General features: G+C 56.3%; 18 protein-coding genes. 15 read left to right on the forward strand and 3 right to left on the reverse strand.

The window, feature by feature from the left end; genetic code table 11:
* Positions 1 to 9 precede the first annotated feature (9 nt).
* Positions 10 to 747: an NAD-dependent protein deacylase gene (locus COMA1_RS19415; protein WP_090751209.1), complete on the forward strand. Its 738-nt coding sequence runs from the start codon at positions 10 to 12 to the stop codon at positions 745 to 747.
* On the opposite strand, the gene COMA1_RS19420 is transcribed toward COMA1_RS19415, so the two are convergent.
* Positions 727 to 1,449: an HAD-IA family hydrolase gene (locus COMA1_RS19420; protein WP_176698200.1), complete on the reverse strand. Its 723-nt coding sequence runs from the start codon at positions 1,447 to 1,449 to the stop codon at positions 727 to 729. The genes COMA1_RS19415 and COMA1_RS19420 overlap by 21 nt on opposite strands.
* Positions 1,450 to 1,597: 148 nt before the next feature.
* On the opposite strand from COMA1_RS19420, the gene COMA1_RS19425 reads away from it, so the two are divergent.
* The 13 genes from COMA1_RS19425 to COMA1_RS19485 all read left to right on the forward strand — a co-directional run bounded on the left by COMA1_RS19425 (position 1,598) and on the right by COMA1_RS19485 (position 15,260).
* On the forward strand, positions 1,598 to 2,743 hold the full coding sequence (locus COMA1_RS19425; RefSeq protein WP_090751190.1) for a response regulator: 1,146 nt from the start codon (positions 1,598 to 1,600) through the stop codon (positions 2,741 to 2,743).
* 254 nt (positions 2,744 to 2,997) lie between these two features.
* Positions 2,998 to 5,739 (forward strand): valine--tRNA ligase, encoded by a 2,742-nt coding sequence (locus tag COMA1_RS19430; RefSeq protein ID WP_090751191.1) that lies wholly within the window; start codon positions 2,998 to 3,000, stop codon positions 5,737 to 5,739.
* Positions 5,740 to 5,742: 3 nt separating this feature from the next.
* Positions 5,743 to 6,624 carry a carboxylating nicotinate-nucleotide diphosphorylase gene (gene nadC, locus COMA1_RS19435; RefSeq protein WP_090751192.1) on the forward strand — a complete coding sequence of 294 codons (882 nt, stop codon included), beginning with the start codon at positions 5,743 to 5,745 and terminating at the stop codon, positions 6,622 to 6,624.
* Positions 6,625 to 6,627: 3 nt separating this feature from the next.
* Positions 6,628 to 7,467, forward strand: a complete 840-nt coding sequence (locus tag COMA1_RS19440) for a biotin--[acetyl-CoA-carboxylase] ligase (protein ID WP_090751193.1) — start codon at positions 6,628 to 6,630, stop codon at positions 7,465 to 7,467.
* Positions 7,468 to 7,500: 33 nt separating this feature from the next.
* The gene (locus COMA1_RS19445; RefSeq protein ID WP_090751194.1) at positions 7,501 to 8,289 is read left to right on the forward strand and encodes a type III pantothenate kinase; all 789 of its coding nucleotides are present in this window, start codon (positions 7,501 to 7,503) and stop codon (positions 8,287 to 8,289) included.
* Between the two features lie 89 nt (positions 8,290 to 8,378).
* The gene (gene grpE / locus COMA1_RS19450) at positions 8,379 to 8,945 is read left to right on the forward strand and encodes a nucleotide exchange factor GrpE (protein ID WP_090751195.1); all 567 of its coding nucleotides are present in this window, start codon (positions 8,379 to 8,381) and stop codon (positions 8,943 to 8,945) included.
* A gap of 56 nt (positions 8,946 to 9,001) precedes the next feature.
* Positions 9,002 to 10,921 carry a molecular chaperone DnaK gene (gene dnaK, locus COMA1_RS19455; protein WP_090751196.1) on the forward strand — a complete coding sequence of 640 codons (1,920 nt, stop codon included), beginning with the start codon at positions 9,002 to 9,004 and terminating at the stop codon, positions 10,919 to 10,921.
* Between the two features lie 82 nt (positions 10,922 to 11,003).
* Positions 11,004 to 12,128, forward strand: a complete 1,125-nt coding sequence (gene dnaJ, locus COMA1_RS19460; protein ID WP_090751210.1) for a molecular chaperone DnaJ — start codon at positions 11,004 to 11,006, stop codon at positions 12,126 to 12,128.
* Positions 12,129 to 12,161: 33 nt separating this feature from the next.
* Complete coding sequence (locus COMA1_RS19465; RefSeq protein ID WP_090751197.1) at positions 12,162 to 12,902, forward strand: 16S rRNA (uracil(1498)-N(3))-methyltransferase; 741 nt, start codon at positions 12,162 to 12,164, stop codon at positions 12,900 to 12,902.
* 193 nt (positions 12,903 to 13,095) lie between these two features.
* Positions 13,096 to 13,278 (forward strand): hypothetical protein, encoded by a 183-nt coding sequence (locus COMA1_RS19470; RefSeq protein WP_090751198.1) that lies wholly within the window; start codon positions 13,096 to 13,098, stop codon positions 13,276 to 13,278.
* A 6-nt stretch (positions 13,279 to 13,284) separates the two neighbouring features.
* Positions 13,285 to 13,545: a type II toxin-antitoxin system RelE family toxin gene (locus COMA1_RS19475; RefSeq protein ID WP_090751199.1), complete on the forward strand. Its 261-nt coding sequence runs from the start codon at positions 13,285 to 13,287 to the stop codon at positions 13,543 to 13,545.
* 200 nt (positions 13,546 to 13,745) lie between these two features.
* Entirely contained in the window at positions 13,746 to 14,078 is a 333-nt protein-coding gene (locus COMA1_RS19480; RefSeq protein ID WP_090751200.1) for a hypothetical protein, read from the forward strand.
* 9 nt (positions 14,079 to 14,087) lie between these two features.
* Complete coding sequence (locus tag COMA1_RS19485; protein ID WP_090751201.1) at positions 14,088 to 15,260, forward strand: THUMP domain-containing class I SAM-dependent RNA methyltransferase; 1,173 nt, start codon at positions 14,088 to 14,090, stop codon at positions 15,258 to 15,260.
* Between the two features lie 428 nt (positions 15,261 to 15,688).
* Here COMA1_RS19485 and COMA1_RS19490 read toward each other — a convergent pair whose 3' ends face one another.
* On the reverse strand, positions 15,689 to 16,405 hold the full coding sequence (locus COMA1_RS19490; protein WP_090751202.1) for a polysaccharide biosynthesis/export family protein: 717 nt from the start codon (positions 16,403 to 16,405) through the stop codon (positions 15,689 to 15,691).
* A gap of 54 nt (positions 16,406 to 16,459) precedes the next feature.
* Positions 16,460 to 16,645, reverse strand: a complete 186-nt coding sequence (locus tag COMA1_RS19495; RefSeq protein WP_090751203.1) for a hypothetical protein — start codon at positions 16,643 to 16,645, stop codon at positions 16,460 to 16,462.
* Positions 16,646 to 17,071: 426 nt separating this feature from the next.
* Here COMA1_RS19495 and COMA1_RS19500 point away from each other — a divergent pair, with 426 nt between their 5' ends.
* Positions 17,072 to 18,088 carry an IS110 family RNA-guided transposase gene (locus COMA1_RS19500; RefSeq protein ID WP_090742717.1) on the forward strand — a complete coding sequence of 339 codons (1,017 nt, stop codon included), beginning with the start codon at positions 17,072 to 17,074 and terminating at the stop codon, positions 18,086 to 18,088.
* The last annotated feature ends 460 nt before the right edge of the window (positions 18,089 to 18,548 follow it).

Below are 18,548 nucleotides of genomic sequence, written 5' to 3' on the forward strand. Positions count from 1 at the left end.
GGACAGAGCATGGCACCTGGTTCACATCTTGGACTTGTAAGACAACACCTCGCCACGGCTCGGAACATCACCGTGCTGACCGGTGCGGGCATTTCGGCCGACAGCGGCGTGCCGACGTTTCGCGGCGCAGACGGGTTATGGCGTCACTACCGGGCGGAAGATCTCGCCACACCGGAAGCATTTGAGCGCGACCCGAAACTGGTGTGGGAGTGGTACAACTGGCGGCGCGAGCTGATCGCGACGAAGCAGCCGAATGCTGCCCACGTCGCAGTTGTAGAATTAGAACGTCGCGCTCCGGCCTTCTGGTTGGTGACACAAAACGTCGACGGCTTGCATCGAGATGCCGGCTCACGGAATCTCTCGGAGATTCACGGCAATATCTGGAAAGTCCGCTGCACCGGTTGCAACGCAGTGGACGAGAACCGAGACGTCCCAATTTCCATCCTCCCGTCCTGCTCCCAATGCGGGGCTCTGCTGCGTCCGCATATCGTCTGGTTCGGGGAATCCCTACTCGCGGCGGATCTTGAGCAATGCGCCACGGTCCTGAGACGCTGCGACCTTCTGCTCGTCATCGGCACATCTGGCGTCGTCTATCCGGCCGCTGGCTTTGCTGCTGTGGCCAAGGAAGCCGGCGCATTCGTCGTTGAAATCAACGTGGATCCCACACCGCAATCCTCGTCTGTCGATGTCTCGCTGCAAGGTCGTGCCAAAGACCTCGTTCCGCTCCTACTTGATCCGATCGAGTAATGGGAATAGCTCCACCAGGCTCGTGATGCATGGAACGTCGCCCGGTTGTGTACTCCCGTCACGGTTCACCAGCGCGACATGCAGTCCGGCCTTTCTTCCACCCTCCACATCCTCTCGAAGACTGTCACCGATATGCAGCGCCTCTTCCGGATCCACGGCATGCTTTTCTAAGGCGCTGTGAAAGATCTGTGGAGCCGGTTTTGCCGCCTGGGCCAAACTCGAAATCGTCACGGTATCGAACGCTTCAGCGATGCCAAGTCCCCGCAACACGCCAAAAATCCTGGAATCAAAATTTGAGATAATCCCCAACTCCAACCCCTGCGCCTTCAGCCGAGTCAGCGTGGAAACCGTTTCAGGAAATAACCGCCAGGATCCATGATCCTCGAACACACGAAATACGTGGTCGAAAAACTCGTCGAACCGCTCAAACATTCCGACACGATAAAAGACGTTGTGGACGATATCGAACCACCATAATCGTTCGCTCTGCTTGAGCCGTACCGGATCCGCCGTGGCAAACACCGGTGGCGGCGCCTCGCGGAACGCTCGGCTAAATGCTTGCTTGATCGCTGATAACGAGTCCGGTTTCTGTAAAAATCCGAACTCGATCGCATGCCGAAGATAGATCTCACCGACCGACCCGTGCACATGAAACAGGGTATCGGCGGCATCAAAAAATACGACACGTATCGAGGAACTCATCGCGTGACTCCTATACATCCAAGTAGTAAACAACGTCGAATTCCGAACGACCTCGTCAACTCACCCATCTCTGTATTGCTGGTTTTCTTGACAAAGCATACCCCCCTTGTTAGCTTCGAAGAAACCCCAAAAAGATGGAGTGCGTTCCATGGCATCGCCGATTTTTGTCGTAGATAGCAGCCCCGCCGTCCGACGACTGGTCGAACAGATCTCCACTCCGGAAGGGTTCGAGGTTCAAGGGTTTCAAGATGGCCCAGCCGCACTTGAAGCCGCTCGACGAAGCGCCCCGTCTCTGATCATCGCCGACTACCAGCTCGACAACATGACCTTTTCAGGGTTTTGTAAGGAGATCGGCAAATTGGACACCCTCGCCGAAACCGCTCTCATCTCCTTGGTCAATCCGGCTGATCACCCGGACGAGAACCATCTCCGCACATTGGGTGTCAAGGCATTCCTGAAGAAGCCCTTCCACACGGAAGAATTACTGACTGTACTGAGATCTCTTCAACAGCACCAGACGAGCACTGCAACCAGCACAGGCCTGAAACGGCGTGTCTGGCCGCCGAGCTCAACTGGGGCCGATTCCGAGGATGACGAAACTGACCAGGTGTCCGTTCTCACCGGTTTGGAGGAGCCTATGAACCAGCCTCTCAGCACCCCCGCTACCGCACCGACTCCACTGATCACCCCCTCGGCTTCCGACGATGTCGTGAGGAGCCTCGCTGACCAACTCATACAGGCCATGACCACGCGAAGCGAGCGGAGCCTGGCTGTGTCATTACCGAAAATACTGAATGAGCAATGGGGAGCACAAGTACGGCCGCTCGTTCAGCAGGAGCTCCAGGTCCAATTGGGAAGCATTCTGTCTCAGGAATATCTCACGACGATCATTCAACCGCTTGTTGCTGAAGCATTGCCCGCAGTGATCCGAAAAGAACTCGCGACCAGCGAACCGATCATTCGACAAGCCGTTACGGATCTCTTCAAACCTCCGCTCGCAGAACCTCTCGCGCAGTTGGTTCGAGAACAAATGCAATCCGTCGTTCATCAGGACTTACCCGCCGTTGTGCGGGAACAGGTAGGAACGATCAATCAGCAGGTTACCGATGCGGTTCACCTGGAAGTGGTGAAACAAACGCCACTCGTGGTTGAAACCGCAGTCAAAGCCTCGGTTGGCCTCGCCGTTGAACAGGCTGTTCAGCGCATCGTCCCTGATGTCGCGGAACAGCAGATCAAAGCGGAAATCAAACGACTGATCGAGACCGAAGAAACTTCGCGTTCTGCAAAACTCTAGCTTTTCTTCCCCTTTTTCCCTCGTCGAGCCTTCGCCAGGGCTTTCACCCGCTTGACATTCTTCCGATGCTTCTTGCGCGTCTTCCGATCCTTTTCACGACCTCGTGCCATGGTCCTCCCTACAATAAAGTGGTGATCACTTGGGTGCGCGACTGTATAGCATATGCCACTCCTCGCTACAAGCTGAGACTCACACCATGTTCTCAGCCGCACAGACATGCTAAGATGCCGCCCGCACACTGGGACTCAACACCTATGGCTGCATCTCAACTCGAAAAAACCTACGACCCGAAAGCTGTCGAAACACGATGGTCGCACGAATGGCTCACACGCGGCTATTTCCACGCCTCGCCTCAGCACTCAGGTCAGCCCTATTGCATTGTCATCCCCCCGCCGAATGTCACGGGATCGCTTCACGTCGGCCACGCCCTGAATCATTCTCTCCAAGATATCTTGATCCGCTGGCGCCGGATGCAGGGACGGAACACGCTCTGGCTTCCGGGAACGGACCATGCCGGGATCGCCACACAGAATGTCGTCGAAAAGCAGCTGATGGCCGAAGGTCTTTCCAGAGAGACGCTCGGACGGAATCAGTTCATCGAGCGCGTCTGGCAATGGAAGGGGACGTCGGGCAACACTATCGTCAACCAGCAGAAGCAGCTCGGTGAATCCTGCGACTGGGACCGGCTCCGGTTTACGATGGACGAAGGATTATCGAAGGCCGTACTCGAGGTGTTCGTCCGGCTCCACGAGGATGGGCTGATCTATCGCGGCGAACGGTTGATCAATTGGTGCCCCCGCTGCCTCACCGCACTGTCGGATATTGAGGTCGAACACGAGGACACGAAGGGGAAGCTGTATTCCATCGATTACCCGCTCGCGGAGAATCCAACCATTCATCTCACCGTCGCCACAACCAGACCCGAAACGCTGCTCGGCGATACTGCGGTCGCGGTCCACCCGGACGATGAACGGTTTATGCATCTCATCGGCAAACAGGTCCGCCTCCCTCTGACGAATCGAACCATCCCCATCGTCGGAGATGCACTCCTCGTTGATCGTGAATTCGGAACCGGCGCCGTCAAAATCACTCCCGCGCACGACTTCAACGACTACGAAGCAGGAGAACGACATGCGCTCCCGCGACTCGCGATCCTCGACCATCACGCCCTGCTCGAGGCGGACGGTCTGCGCGCAGCCGGCGTGGATCCCATCGTCATCGACCAGTTGCAGGGCCTGCCCGTCTCAAAAGCCAGGCCCAAAGTTGAGGCGCTGCTGAAAGAGCGTGGACACCTGGTCAAGGTCGATGACCATAAGATGGCCATGGGAAAGTGCTACCGATGTAAAACCGTGGTCGAGCCCTATCTGTCACCACAGTGGTTCGTCAAGATCAAGCCGTTGGCCGAACCGGCCATCGCAGCGGTCGAAGAGGGGCGTATCCGTATCATTCCGGAGGGTTGGACCAATAATTACCTCGGCTGGATGCGTGACATTAAAGACTGGTGCATCTCCCGCCAAATCTGGTGGGGCCACCAAATTCCAGCCTGGTACTGCTTGTCGTGCAACGTCAAGCAGGTAGTCAGAACTGAGAGCCGAACAGCGATCTTGTCGGGAGCCTCGCCAATCGTCTCCAGGACCGCACCGGCGACGTGTCCGTCGTGCGGCGGGACCGATCTCTATCGAGACCCCGATGTTCTCGATACCTGGTTTTCGTCCGCACTCTGGCCGTTTTCAACCTTGGGATGGCCCGATCACACACCTGAACTCAAGACCTATTACCCCACCTCGACGCTGGTCACCGGTCTCGACATCTTGTTCTTCTGGGTCGCGCGCATGATCATGATGGGGCTCAAGTTCATGGGTGACGTCCCTTTCAAAGACGTTTACATCCATGCACTCGTCCGCGACGCCGAGGGCAAGAAAATGAGCAAGTCGAAGGGTAACGTGATTGATCCCCTTCACGTCATGAATGAGTTTGGGACCGATGCGCTCCGATTTACACTCGCCTCAATGGCGTCGCCAGGACGGGACGTGAAATTGGCGGAAGAGCGGATTGAGGGGTATCGCAATTTCGCGAATAAAATTTGGAACGTCGCGCGATTTGCATTGATGTACCTCGACGGCCCACGCGTCACCCTTCCTCCGGCGCAACGAACGTTCCCCGACCGATGGATTCTGAGCCGACTTGCCCATACGATCCGAGTCGTCACGACGGAGTTGGAGTCCTACCGATTTGACCGGGCTGCAACGGCACTCTATCAATTCTTCTGGCACGAGTACTGCGACTGGTATGTGGAATTGATCAAGCCGGTCCTCCAAAGTCCCGAACACCCGGATGGAGCCAGCACGCGCCATACGCTCGTGGAGACGCTGGAAACCACCATGCGACTACTCCACCCCTTCATGCCGTTCCTCACAGAAGAGATTTGGCAAACGCTCCCCCATCAGGGCGAGAGTATTGTCGTGCAGACCTATCCGGTTGTCGACCAGGCATGGGTCTCGTCTGAGACTGAACAGGACTTTTCCTTATTGGAACACACGGTGGGACTTGCCAGGACCGCCCGAGTTCTCCTGAATTATCCGCCGGGACAGCAGATCACGTTTCATGTCGGGCACGATGACCCGGCCAGGCAACACCAGCTTAGCCAGTTACAGCCGTATATCACCCATCTGAGTCGTGGTCGCGTCGACATCGGTCGGCCGCATGATTGGCCGACGACCAGATTGCTACGACTCATCGCAGAGGGCCTCTCGGTAGGCATCCCCGTCGCGGAAGACGTCGATCTCCAGAAAGCCATCGAACGTTTGGATAAACAAATCGCGGAAACGGACAAGGAATTGCAACGAATCGACGGAAAGCTGAAAAACGCGGAGTTCACCTCGAAAGCACCGCCCGACGTAATTGCCGAGCATCAGGATCGGCGACAGACCCTCTCACGTGATCGAGCCTTACTGGCCGACAGCCAACAGCAGCTCCGCACGATGCTCGGAGCCTGACCGATGGTCACACTTCCTGCCGCAGAAATCCGACGGGCCGTGCGCCAGGGACTCGATGAAGATCTTGCCCAGGGAGACGCCACCACCGCTGCGCTCTTTGCGACTCCGGTACCGGCGCGAGCCACGATCATCGCTCAACGGCCTTTGGTCGTTGCCGGAATGGCCGCCGCGGTCCAGACCTTTCTCATGGTTGATCCTGCCCTACGACTCTCTGTCTCCAAGGGGGACGGTGAGCACGCGAAGAACGGAGAGCTGCTGCTTCAGATCGAAGGAGACGGACGGTCCATCTTACAAGCCGAACGGGTTGCTCTGAACTTTCTTCAACATCTCTCGGGGATCGCCACCGTGACGCAGCAATTCTGTCGAGCCGTGCGCGATTACTCAGTCAGTATCCTGGACACTAGAAAAACACTTCCCGGCTGGCGCAAGCTTCAGAAATGGGCCGTGGCGCTCGGTGGTGGAACCAATCACCGGTACTCCCTGAGCGACGGCATTCTGATCAAGGATAACCATCTCGCCCTTCTTCGACGGCATCGACGGCCGGTGGAAGAGGCCTGTCGACTCGCGGAGCGCCGTCGATCGCCTACACTCCCGATCATTGTCGAGGTGGAGTCCCTCTCCGAGGTTCGGCAAGCGTTGGCGAGAAAACCCGACGTGATTTTACTGGACAACATGACGCCGGACATGGTCCGACGCGCCGTCGCGCTCATTAACAATCGGGCCCTGGTGGAAGTATCGGGAGGGATCACGCTGAACAATGTCCGTGCCATGGCGGCGGCCGGCGCTGATCGAATTTCCATCGGAGCCTTGACCCATTCTGCTCCGGCTGCCACGGTCAGTCTCGTCATGACATCGACTGTACGTGCACGACGCCGGCATCGCTGACCCATGGCGTCCTCTGCTCCGCTCGACATCGAAGCGATTCGCAGTACCCTGGCTACCACGGCGCTGGGACAGACCCTATATCTGTATCAGGATCTCCCTTCAACCAATCGAGAAGCCAGCTCGCTTGCGCAACAGGGCGCCGCGCACGGCACAGTGGTGGCGGCCGAACAGCAATCAGGCGGCTACGGACGACATGGGCGCACCTGGTTTTCCCCGCCCGGATATAACATCTATTGCTCCATCGTCGTTCGCAGGAACAGCCAGAGCCTCCCCCTTGCACAATGGTTATCCTGGATACCGCTGGTCACAGCACTGGCGGTCGCCGAGGCGACTCGACACAGTACTACTGCGCCCCTCGCTCTGAAATGGCCCAATGACCTGCTTCTTCAGGACCGTAAAGTCGGTGGGATTCTCTGCGAAAGCACCATGACGACGACCAACGGCCCGATCGTGATCATTGGAATCGGGCTGAACGTGAACGTCCCGCTCGAATCATTCCCGGAAGATTTGCGTCCCATTGCCGCCTCATTGATCGAAACCGTGCCGCAACCGATCGATCGGAATCGGCTCCTCGCCCAACTTCTGTGGGAGCTTGAACAGTGTCTGGACGAGCTGCAGTCTCATGGGCCGACCAGCCTGCGGCAGGCCTACCTCGCTCGCTGTGCCACATTAGGCCGTCAGGTGAAGGTCCAGTTCGCCAACGATCAGCGGATCCTGGGCACGGCGGAAACGCTCTCGGCCGACGGCGCCTTACAGGTACGTCCTCTCTCTGCTTCCCCCCGCACGCAACCGCCCGCGCTCATCGATGTCCGCGCCGCCGATGTGATTCATCTGAGAGAGTAGCGAAAGCAGGCCGCCCGAAGTACAATGAATCCCATGCTGCTGGCGATCGATATCGGCAATACCAACATCGTCGTGGGAATCTTTGAGGGGCCGACGCTCCTGAACCACTGGCGGTTAGCCACCGACCCCAAGACGACGGCCGACGAATATGGTGTCCTCTGCCTCAGCCTGATGGCTAGGAACGGCCGAATCCCTGAGCATATCTCCGGTGCGATCATTTCGAGTGTCGTGCCGGCTCTTACGGAAACATTTGAATCGATGGTGGAAACATCCTTTGGCTGCACGCCTCTCACCGTCTCATCCGATCTTGAGACCGGGCTCACCATGAAGTACCTCAACCCGAAGGAGATCGGCAGCGATCGGATTGTGAATGCGGCTGCTGCCTATGAGAAGTTTCGTCGAGATCTCATCATCGTTGATTTCGGCACCGCGACGACCTTCTGTGCCGTCAGCGGCACCGGCGAATATCTGGGGGGCGTGATCGCACCGGGTTTGGGAATTTCTGCTGAAGCGCTGTTTAGCCGGGCAGCCAAGCTGAGTAAGGTGGAGCTTGCCCGTCCCAAAACCGTCATCGGCACCGATACCGCCAGCAGCATTCAGTCGGGGCTCATCTTTGGGTATGCCGGTCTGGTGGACACCCTTGTTCACCGCATTGAAACCGAAATGGGACATTCCTCGTTTGTGATCGCAACGGGTGGATTGGCCCAGGTAATCGCATCAGAGGCGCGATCCATTCAGCATATCGAGCCGTTCTTGACACTCCAAGGACTCGAACTGCTGTATCGCCGGGCCCATGGGACTTATCCAACTCACTGGGTGTAAAGATTCCCTCACCCGTCTCATTTTATTTTCCAATGACCCGTTGACTTCCTTCCGCTTATGGATATCTCCAACGCTGTACAGGTATCCATATGACTGAAGATCACACACACGAAAAACCAAACGCTAATACAATCGAGAACTTAGAAGAGGTCTCACCTGAGACATCGACCGCCTCATCCTCGACGCAAGACGACCTCGCCGTTAAGGTTGAAGAATGCGCTGCGCTCAATGAGAAGTATCTCCGGTTGGCAGCAGAATTTGAGAATTATAAGCGGCTGACACAGCGTGATCAGCGCGAACAAATTCGATTCGGCAACGAACAACTGCTGAAAGAGCTCCTGCCGGTTGTCGATAACATGGAACGGGCAATCAAGGCGGCTCAGACAAATGGAAGCGATTCGGCACTCATCCAGGGTGTGGAATTGACACTCAAGCAACTGTCCGGCGTCTTGTCCAAATTCGGTGTGCAGGCCATCGAGTCGACTGGACAGGAGTTCGATCCCCACACACATCAAGCCGTCTCGTACGGACCATCCACCGAGATGCCGGCCAATCGTGTCTTAGAGGAGTTTCAGAAAGGGTACCGATTGCATGACCGAGTGTTGCGAGCCGCCATGGTCAGCGTGTCGTCCGGCCCACCCCAAGCAAGCGAATAGGATGCGACAGCGTACTGATTCCCTGTCGTCGTTGTCGAGAAGGAAGGAGTCTACCAATGGGTAAAGTTATCGGTATCGATCTCGGAACCACCAACTCTTGTGTGGCAATTATGAGCGGCGGCGACCCTGTCGTGATCGCCAACGCCGAAGGAAGTCGAACCACTCCTTCCGTCGTGGCCATCACCGACAAGAGTGAGCGTCTGGTCGGCCAGATCGCCAAACGTCAAGCCATTACTAATCCGGAGAACACCATTTTCTCAGTCAAACGACTGATGGGGCGCAAGTTTAAGAGCCGCGAAGTCCAAGAAGCCATGAAGCGGCTCCCGTACAAGGTAGTCGAAGCCGACAACGGCGATGCTCATGTGGAGTTGCGCGGCAAGAGCTATAGCCCGCCGGAAGTATCCGCCATGATTCTGCAGAAGATGCGGCAGACGGCGGAAGACTATCTCGGTGAAAAGGTCACCGAGGCCGTCGTGACCGTTCCTGCTTATTTCGATGACAGTCAGCGCCAGGCAACCAAAGATGCGGGTCAGATCGCCGGGTTGAACGTGCTCCGCATTATCAATGAGCCGACAGCGGCTTCGCTGGCCTACGGCTTGGACAAGAAGAAGGATGAACGGATCGCCGTATACGACTTGGGCGGAGGCACCTTCGACGTGTCCGTCCTGGAAATCGGCGAAGGCGTCTTCGAAGTGAAGTCTACCAACGGAGATACCTATCTCGGTGGAGACGACTTCGATCTCCGCGTGATGGACTGGCTGGTCGACGAATTCAAGAAAGACCAAGGGATCGATTTACGGAAAGACCGGATGGCCCTCCAGCGCCTGAAGGAATCGGCTGAACGGGCCAAAATCGAACTCTCATCGTCTCAAGAAACCGAAATCAATCTCCCATTCATTACCGCGGATGCCAGCGGCCCCAAGCATATGGTCACCAAGCTGACCAGGGCCAAGCTGGAACAGCTGGTCGACGATCTCATTCAACGGACGATCGAACCTTGCCGCAAAGCCCTGTCCGATGCCGGCGTCACGGCCAAAGACATCCAAGAAATCGTCTTGGTCGGTGGTATGACCCGTATGCCGAAAGTGATTCAGGTTGTGAAAGATTTCTTCGGAAAAGAGCCGCACCGCGGCGTCAATCCGGATGAAGTCGTCGCCATCGGAGCCGGTGTTCAAGGCGGTGTCCTCAAGGGCGAGGTCAAGGACGTGTTGCTCTTGGACGTCACGCCCTTGTCATTGGGTATTGAAACGCTCGGCGGCGTATTTACCAAACTGATCGAACGCAACACGACCGTTCCGACCAAGAAGAGCCAAGTCTTCTCAACCGCAGCCGACAACCAAACAGCAGTGACCATTCGCGTCTTCCAGGGTGAACGGGAAATGGCAAATGACAACAAGCTGCTGGGACAATTCGATTTGGTGGGGATTCCACCATCCCCTCGCGGCATGCCACAAATCGAAGTCACCTTTGATATTGATGCAAACGGCATTGTCCATGTGTCCGCCAAGGATTTGGCCACTCAAAAAGAGCAGTCTATCAAGATCACGGCTTCAAGCGGCCTGAGCAAAGATGAGGTCGAGAAGCTGGTTCGGGATGCCCAGTCGCATACCGAAGACGACAAGAAGCGGCGCAAATTGGCGGAAGCCAAAAACCAGGGTGACAATCTGGTCTATCAAACCGAGAAAAATATCACCGAGTACGGTGACAAGATCTCCGCCGATGACAAAACGAAGATCCAGGACGCGGTTGCGGCCCTCAAGAAAGCGTTAGAGGGCACCGATGCCGAGGCCATCGAATCTGCGACACAATCGCTCATGACGGCGTCACACAAATTAGCCGAAGAAATGTACAAGAAAACTGCGGCCTCAGCCGGTCCACAACCGGGGGCCTCGGCAACTGACGGTGCTAGTGACGCAAAACCGGATGAAAAAGTCGTCGACGCAGAATTTGAAGAAGTGGACAAAGACAAAAAATAGCCTAGAATAACGCATCAAGGCGCCCGAGCTCTCGACGTACTCGAGAACTCGGGCGCGTCACCGTTCACGCATAATGGCTGCCGTGTCCAAACGCGATTACTACGAAACCCTCGGTGTCGATCGGAATGTCTCGGACGACGAGCTGAAGAAAGCTTATCGCAAATTAGCCCGCCAGCATCACCCCGACCTGCATACCGGCGAACAGCAGAAAAAATCTGCTGAAGAAAAGTTCAAGGAAATCAACGAAGCCTATGAAACCCTGAGCGATCAGGAGAAGCGGAAGCGCTACGATATGTTCGGCCATGCCGGAGCCCAACAGGGTGGCCCTGGCTTTGACGGATTTGATTTCGGACGGGGCGGATTCGGTGACGTCTTCAACGATATTTTCGAAGATTTCTTCGGCCAGGCCAGAGCCGGTGGAGGCGGTCGAGCCGAACGTGGCAACGATCTCCAATACAACCTGGAAGTCACGTTTGAGGAATCAGTTTACGGAAAAGAAGCCAAGCTTAAGATTCCACGGTGGGAACTCTGTACCGACTGTAAAGGGACGGGAGCAAAGTCCGCGGCAGCCATTAAGCCCTGTGCCAGCTGTAAAGGCGCGGGGCAGATTCGCTTTCAACAGGGGTTTTTCAGCGTCAGCCGCCCCTGCGGACAATGTGAAGGAACCGGACACCTCGTCACGGAACCCTGTGCGACTTGCCAGGGACGTCAACGGGTGTATAAGGAGCGTGCCATTGCTGTCCACATTCCAGCTGGAATCGAAACCGGTATGCGGCTACGGCTCTCCAATGAAGGCGAGCATGGTCCCAATGGCGGCCCCCCTGGTGATCTCTACGTCGCCATTACCGTCAAACCTCATCAGATCTTTCAGCGAAAGGGGCTCGACATCGCCTGCGACGTCCCAATCAACCTGGTCACGGCTGTACTCGGAGGGAAAGTGGAAGTGCCGACCCTCAAGGGGGACACCGTCATCAAAGTTCCGCCAGGCACTCAACATGATAAGGTCCTCCGCATAAAGGGGTTGGGGATTCCCAGTCTCAAGGGAGGGACGACCGGCGACCAGACCTATACGATGAAGATCCAAATTCCCACCAAACTGACGGCGAGACAAAAAGAGCTGCTGATGGAGTACGCCAAAGAAAGCGGCATGTCCATGGAAGCCAATGGCGACGGCTTCTTCGATAAGATGAAGACGTTTTTCGAGTAGCCGGACGGTCCTTCCTGAATCTCTAGTGTCCCCATGTCTGTATTTTTCGTTTCTGCTGAGTGTGTCACACCTCCCACCATTTCACTAGCTGGCGAACTCCTGACGCACCTCAAGGATAGCCTCCGTGTCGCCGTCGGCGACACTCTCTGGCTCAGTGATGGCCAAGGCACCAGATACCGCATAGAAATCGATGCCGTCTCCAAACAGACGATCATCGGACAGATCCTTGAAACCATTCAAGAGCCTCTTTACGTGGCGCCTCGCCTGATCCTTGGCCAGTCACTACTCAAGGGTGAGAAAATGGACTGGGTCATTCAAAAGGCCACCGAACTCGGCGTACACGAGATTATCCCGATTGAAAGTCGGCATAGTGTCGTACAACTCAAAGCTGATCGCCTCGATCATCAACTCACTCGATGGCAACGGATCGCGGTGGAAGCCGCCCAACAATCAGAACAGTGGCGCATACCAACGATCGCCAGGCCACAATCGTTCACGACGGCGCTTTCACACGATCGGACACCTTCCATGATCCTCATGCTTACTGAGCGCCACGACGGGAAAAGTTTGCAGACCATCACACTTCCTCAAGACACGAGCGGCTCCCTACTCGTCTTGATCGGGCCTGAGGGAGGGTGGAGCAAGGAAGAAAGAGAGATCGCCGAGCGGCAAGAAGTCGAACCCATGACCCTTGGTCGACAGATTCTCCGCGCGGAAACCGCCGCCATCGCAACCATCAGCATTCTCCAATCGCGCCTCGGCAGACTGGGATAGATGATCCCTCTGGCATACGTGAAGCGCCATTCATTCCACGCCACCATAGAGACGAGACCTGGACGCGAAGCGGTTGCCCCAAGAAACCGGATGAATCAGTCGTTCTTTGGCTGATGCTGGCATTACAGTCCACCCATTGCATTCCAGTCCTCCTGACCCGTATTCTCGTTTGATGGATGTCTCATCGTTGTCGATGGAACAATTGAAGGAACTGGTCCAAGGCCTCGTAGACGATCGCGTTCGTGAGTTGATCGGAGATCCTGATCTTGGCCTTCGACTCGGCGATTCACTCCGGGCCCGACTCAAGGAGTCACTCGCGAACAGCTCGCGCCTCTCCGGCGAAGACGTGGCGGAGCGACTCGGCCTTCGGTGGTAGAACACGATGCCCTGGTACCGCCTCGCCTTTCAACCCGGCATTGCTCAAGATCTCGCCGGCATTGACCAACCCATGGCCCAACGGCTGCTCGACAAGGCGAAGTGGTTGGCGTCCAACATCGACAATCTGCGCCATGAACCCATTGCAGATGACCTTCCGGGGCTCTGCAAATATGCCGTGGGGGACTGGCGGATCTTCTATGCAATCGACCGCACGGAACAGCTCGTCGACATCCACGCGATCATTCCACGATCAGGATTGAGGTAGCCACTGAACGATGAGCACCACCCTCGCTGGGACAGCATTCGAGCACGGAACTCAGCTGAAGAGGGAACGAGCCTGTCTGGAAATCGCGCACCTAGAAACGAAGCGCCTCGGCCACAAGCGAGAAAATCATCTTCCCACTTGAAAGGCTCCACTTCCAGGCTTTCAGCCTCGACACCGACTATCGGCATGAGCATCCTACCATGAAACACCATGTCACCCTGGCCGATGTTCGGCATGCTCAATACAGCATAGCGCAAGAGAATCACCGCTACGGCCAACGCCTCTTCTGTTGTCTCCCCGATCTCCCTGAATCCGACGGGAAAGGTACAGAAGCCAGGCCACGGATCGATCACTCACCAACACAGGAAAATCCGGCCCTCCCACTTGGAAGTACGACCTGCAACGATCTTCGGATCATGGGTATGAATCACCTGGCAGTGCACGCAGACGTAGCGCAACACATTGCCGCAGGGTGGGATCTTCTAACCGACCGGGGCCCCACAGAATTTCACGGTGGGTTTTCACAACGATAATGGGTAAGGATGGATAGCACAACACAGCGGTTCTTCGCACCCTGCCCGCGCGGGTTAGAAGGCATACTCGAGGCGGAACTTCAGAGCCTCGGTGTACCGATGACGACCAAGACCGAAGGGGGTGTCGGCTTCAACGCACCCTGGTCGACCACGTATTGGATCAATCTCAAGTCACACATCGCCAGTCGCGTCCTGTGGGAAGTCGGCCAGCGTGCTTACAAAACGGAACAGGATGTCTACCACGCCGCGTACGCACTAGCCTGGCCTGATTGGTTCACCCCCACACAGACGATCAAAGTAAAGGTGAGCGCCCGTCGTTGTCCTCTCCCCAGCCTGGACTTTCTGACCCTCCGGATCAAAGATGCGATCTGCGATAAATTTGTCGCCGCACAGCACAAGCGACCCAGCGTCGATACGCAACGTCCCAACATCAGGGTCGATGCCTTTCTCGATCAGAGCACCGTCACGTTCTACCTGGATACGTCCGGTGAGCCTCTGTTTAAGCGCGGCCATCGACTGGGCCCCGTCGAAGCGCCGCTCAGGGAAAATTTGGCGGCAGGCATCCTGCGTCTCACCGGCTGGACGCCCCATGACCTGTTGCTCGATCCCATGTGTGGGAGCGGGACGATTCCACTCGAAGCCGCTCTTATGGCTCGTCAGGTCGCGCCAGGCATCGCGCGGAATTTTGGCTTTGAGCGGCTGCTGACCCACGACGCGACACAATGGGAACGGCAACGCGAAGCAGCTAGGGCCAAACAAGTAGCCGCCGCCCCGTCCGCCATCTATGCCTCTGATCGTGACCCCGCGATGGTAGAGATTGCGCAGCGAACGTTTCAAGGCGCTGGAATTGCCGACGACATTCGGTTAAAGCAGAGTGATATACTTGACCTCTTAGCACCCGCCGCACAGGGAGTAATGGTCATCAACCCACCCTATGGCGTCCGTCTCAGCCGACGGGACGAACTGGAATCGTTCTACCCAAAACTGGGCGATTGGCTGAAACAGCGCTTCGCCGGATGGCGTGCCTATGTGCTGACCGGCGACGCCCGCGTGCCGAAGCTGATCGGACTCACGCCATCGAAACGTATTCCTCTCTTCAACGGAGCGTTGGAATGTCGGCTCTATGAGTTCGTCATCGTCCAAGGCGGCGCGAGACGACGCCTCATACCTCCGAAATCCTAATCGCGCAGTAATAACGGATCGCCCAGTCTTTAAGCTTTCCGAGCGGTATAAATTCAGGCAGGCATCTCTATCTACACATGGCTGATCGATCTTCCCAACCCTTTACGAGTCGTACGACAAGCACGCAAGGCGACAATCCAACCAGAACATAGCTCCCTCCAACCCCGACCTCTTTCACTTCCTTCTGGACAAGTAGTCTCAACTAATCTAGCCAGCGATTCTCATCCAGACTCGGTTCCGGTCCATTATCCCTGCCACGGAGTAAAGATTTGCCTCGACCTTCGCTTTGTATTGGAACACCTTGTGCTATCGGTCGCAGATAATTCAGAGGCGTGGTCAGCTTGAACTACTCGGGTATTCCATCTTTTGCCGAGCCAGCTCATTCACCTCAGTCGTTTCTACCAGTCTTCCCTCTCCCTTTCCTTACCCTATCGACCAGGGAACACCACCATTGATTCGCTTGGAACCACGAGCGTATCACCAGGCTTGAGTTCAAAGTTATCCGCGATTCCGCTTCGGAGTACAATATCGTCGTAACTCGCCGTGAATCGCTTCAGCCCTGGAGCAACGTCCGTAAACCGAAAAATGACGATCTGATTTCTCGCCGCAGTCTCCTTAAAGCCTCCCGCTATGGTAATGCCCTGCAAGAGCGTCGTCTTGCTCTTCAGCGGATACTTGCCAGGACTCGCAACCTCGCCGAGCAAGAAGATATTGGAGCTATTGACCTCCTTCAAGGTAACTGCAACGACAGGATTTTGGACATATTCTTTGAGTCGATTCGTCATTTCATCAGCCAATTTGGTGGGCGTTTTTCCCACGGCAACGACATCCCGAATGATCGGCATTGAAAATCTCCCATCAGGACGTACCTGCACTTGTCTGGACAAGTCTGGATTCCTCCAGACGGTAATGTCCAATACATCTTCGGCACCGATCACATATTCACTGCTGACCGCATTGGACAGCTTGTCCATCATCGCCTGACTGACTGCCTTCTCAGTCTGCAGGACCGTGGTAGACAACATGGGAATATCAGTGGGCGACTTACCGGCATCCGGCTTACTTGGACCTGACTCGCAGAACCCTGATCCTGAGAATGGGATAATGGCGAAGACACTCGTTAGCAACCATAGAACATATCGCATAAACGTGATCCTTCCTGTCCGAATATCCTAGTGAAGACACCTGGCCACCTAAGCTTATTGCCCACAGTCCTGCGAGATCAGGCGAAAACTAGCAAACAGCTTCTTGGTCTTCACGCTATGCCTCAGCGGGGCAAGAACATACGTGAACGCCGACCCAAAGAACCCTGACTCAGCGACAAGCGCCTGTGTGCTCGTATCCGCCCACTGATCGACGCTGCCTCTCGAATTAGACTCTACCATAAAGCACCTCCTCAACCTACTACCCTTTCCGCTTCTCAATAATGACGCAAGCCTTTCTATGTTACCAATGGCTGGTATCAGCGCTACATTGCTGCAATCAACTATTCTCCACCGTAGCAGACTAACCACCCAAAGAAGCTCACACCTTGCTCCGGCATGTAAATAGGCCAGAGTCCATACTTCCACGTACGCGTGAGATCTCTAGATGTCATTTAATCCTAACCACAATAATGTTCATTTTAAAAGACTACTCAATTACAACTCTCGACCTCAATTATGTCCCCTACCTGACGCACAGAGTAACACTCTCGCCATCTGATGAGCAGGATATAAAGACTCCCGATAATCATCTCGAAGGCTCCTCTCTTGAAGAGTAGAGTCGTTGCTAACGCGACGGGCTCATCCACTTTAACCGAGGAGGTTGCGATGATGTGTTATGCGGGCATTGATCTCCATGCCACGAATAGTGTGCTGGTCGTGATTGATGAAGCGGATCGAGTGCTGTATCAGAAACGCCTCCGCAATGACCTGGCCGTGATCTTCACGGCCTTAACACCGTATCAGACCACGCTGCAGGGCGTGGTCGTTGAGTCCACCTATAATTGGTACTGGTTAGTCGACGGGCTCATGGAAGCAGGGTACCGGGTCCACCTCGCTCATGCACCAGCCCTGCCGCAGTATAGTGGGCTCAAGCATGTTGACGATCAACACGATGCGCAGTGGTTAGCCCATTTACTCCGGCTAGGTTTGCTCCCTACCGGGTACATTTACCCCAAAGCGGAACGGGCCGTGCGGGACTTGTTGCGGAAGCGCAGTCAGTTGGTTCGGCACAAGACCATGGTCGTGCTGAGCCTACAAAGCCTGCTGACACGACTGACTGGCAATCGGCTCTCCCTCCCTCGGCTTCGACAGCTCACCCCAGAGGGCATTCAGGCACTTGTGCCATTTCCCGAACATGTGCAATCGGTCAGCAGTTCGTTGGCTGTGCTGCAATGTCTGGAGCACGAGATTCACACGATTGAGGGCACGGTTCGGGAAGCGGGGCGGACTCAGCCGGGCTATGTGCTCTTACAGACCGTCCCCGGAATCGGGCCGATCTTGGCGGGCACCATTCTCCTGGAAGCCGGTGACCTGCGGCGGTTTGCGACCGTGGGACACTTCGCCTCCTACTGTCGCTGTGTCGGCAGCGAACATGTGAGTAACGGCAAACGCAAAGGGGCTGGCAACACGAAGAACGGCAACAAGTATTTAAGCTGGGCGTTCATCGAGGCGGCGCACTTCGCCATTCGCTATGAGGCCGTGATTCGCACGTATTATCAGCGCAAGCAGGCACGGACGCATCCCCTTGTGGCGCTGAAGGCCGTGGCCCATAAATTGGCGCGGGCCTGCTATCACATGCTCCGTGCGCAGGTGCCATTCGATCTGTCCCGCGCTTTTGGCTAGGCGCGGCAGAGCTGGGGGGAGCTGGGAGCTCGCAAAGGGGTTGAGGCCACACCTCGCACTCCCGATTAGCCCCGGTCTTCCCCCTTCAACTCCCTCGCCACTGGCGTGGGGACTGAGACGCCTCGACCGTGAGCCATGATGGGGTTGGCGCCAGCCCGCTGGTAGCCAGACGTCCTGTGCGTAGGTATGCTGGACACGGCCGGGAACCGACGGTTGTCTGGGGCACGAGGTGCCAGGGGCTGGAGTGGATCCCCGACGGGGCTCGCTCCCACGCCTTGATCCTGATGGGTGACTGGTGCGGCTCAAATCCGAGCTGACACTGCTGACGACGACAACCGGGATGCGACGGAGTCACGCGACCACCATGGCGAGGGAAGACGTCGTCGGAGACCTCGCCCCGTTTGTAGGATACGGAGGGCATGATCGGCTGTGCCCTCTTGACCGGAGCCTTCGAGATGGG

The organism is Candidatus Nitrospira nitrosa, from assembly GCF_001458735.1.
Classification (GTDB): domain Bacteria; phylum Nitrospirota; class Nitrospiria; order Nitrospirales; family Nitrospiraceae; genus Nitrospira_D; species Nitrospira_D nitrosa.

Excerpts from the sequence above, each read along its gene's own strand:
- COMA1_RS19415 (WP_090751209.1), top strand. The coding sequence starts at position 10 with ATGGCACCTGGTTCACATCTTGGACTTGTAAGACAACACCTCGCCACG.
- COMA1_RS19420 (WP_176698200.1), bottom strand. The coding sequence starts at position 1,449 with ATGAGTTCCTCGATACGTGTCGTATTTTTTGATGCCGCCGATACCCTG.
- COMA1_RS19425 (WP_090751190.1), top strand. The coding sequence starts at position 1,598 with ATGGCATCGCCGATTTTTGTCGTAGATAGCAGCCCCGCCGTCCGACGA.
- COMA1_RS19430 (WP_090751191.1), top strand. The coding sequence starts at position 2,998 with ATGGCTGCATCTCAACTCGAAAAAACCTACGACCCGAAAGCTGTCGAA.
- nadC (WP_090751192.1), top strand. The coding sequence starts at position 5,743 with ATGGTCACACTTCCTGCCGCAGAAATCCGACGGGCCGTGCGCCAGGGA.
- COMA1_RS19440 (WP_090751193.1), top strand. The coding sequence starts at position 6,628 with ATGGCGTCCTCTGCTCCGCTCGACATCGAAGCGATTCGCAGTACCCTG.
- COMA1_RS19445 (WP_090751194.1), top strand. The coding sequence starts at position 7,501 with ATGCTGCTGGCGATCGATATCGGCAATACCAACATCGTCGTGGGAATC.
- grpE (WP_090751195.1), top strand. The coding sequence starts at position 8,379 with ATGACTGAAGATCACACACACGAAAAACCAAACGCTAATACAATCGAG.
- dnaK (WP_090751196.1), top strand. The coding sequence starts at position 9,002 with ATGGGTAAAGTTATCGGTATCGATCTCGGAACCACCAACTCTTGTGTG.
- COMA1_RS19465 (WP_090751197.1), top strand. The coding sequence starts at position 12,162 with ATGTCTGTATTTTTCGTTTCTGCTGAGTGTGTCACACCTCCCACCATT.
- COMA1_RS19470 (WP_090751198.1), top strand. The coding sequence starts at position 13,096 with ATGGAACAATTGAAGGAACTGGTCCAAGGCCTCGTAGACGATCGCGTT.
- COMA1_RS19475 (WP_090751199.1), top strand. The coding sequence starts at position 13,285 with ATGCCCTGGTACCGCCTCGCCTTTCAACCCGGCATTGCTCAAGATCTC.
- COMA1_RS19480 (WP_090751200.1), top strand. The coding sequence starts at position 13,746 with ATGAAACACCATGTCACCCTGGCCGATGTTCGGCATGCTCAATACAGC.
- COMA1_RS19485 (WP_090751201.1), top strand. The coding sequence starts at position 14,088 with ATGGATAGCACAACACAGCGGTTCTTCGCACCCTGCCCGCGCGGGTTA.
- COMA1_RS19490 (WP_090751202.1), bottom strand. The coding sequence starts at position 16,405 with ATGCGATATGTTCTATGGTTGCTAACGAGTGTCTTCGCCATTATCCCA.
- COMA1_RS19495 (WP_090751203.1), bottom strand. The coding sequence starts at position 16,645 with ATGGTAGAGTCTAATTCGAGAGGCAGCGTCGATCAGTGGGCGGATACG.
- COMA1_RS19500 (WP_090742717.1), top strand. The coding sequence starts at position 17,072 with ATGATGTGTTATGCGGGCATTGATCTCCATGCCACGAATAGTGTGCTG.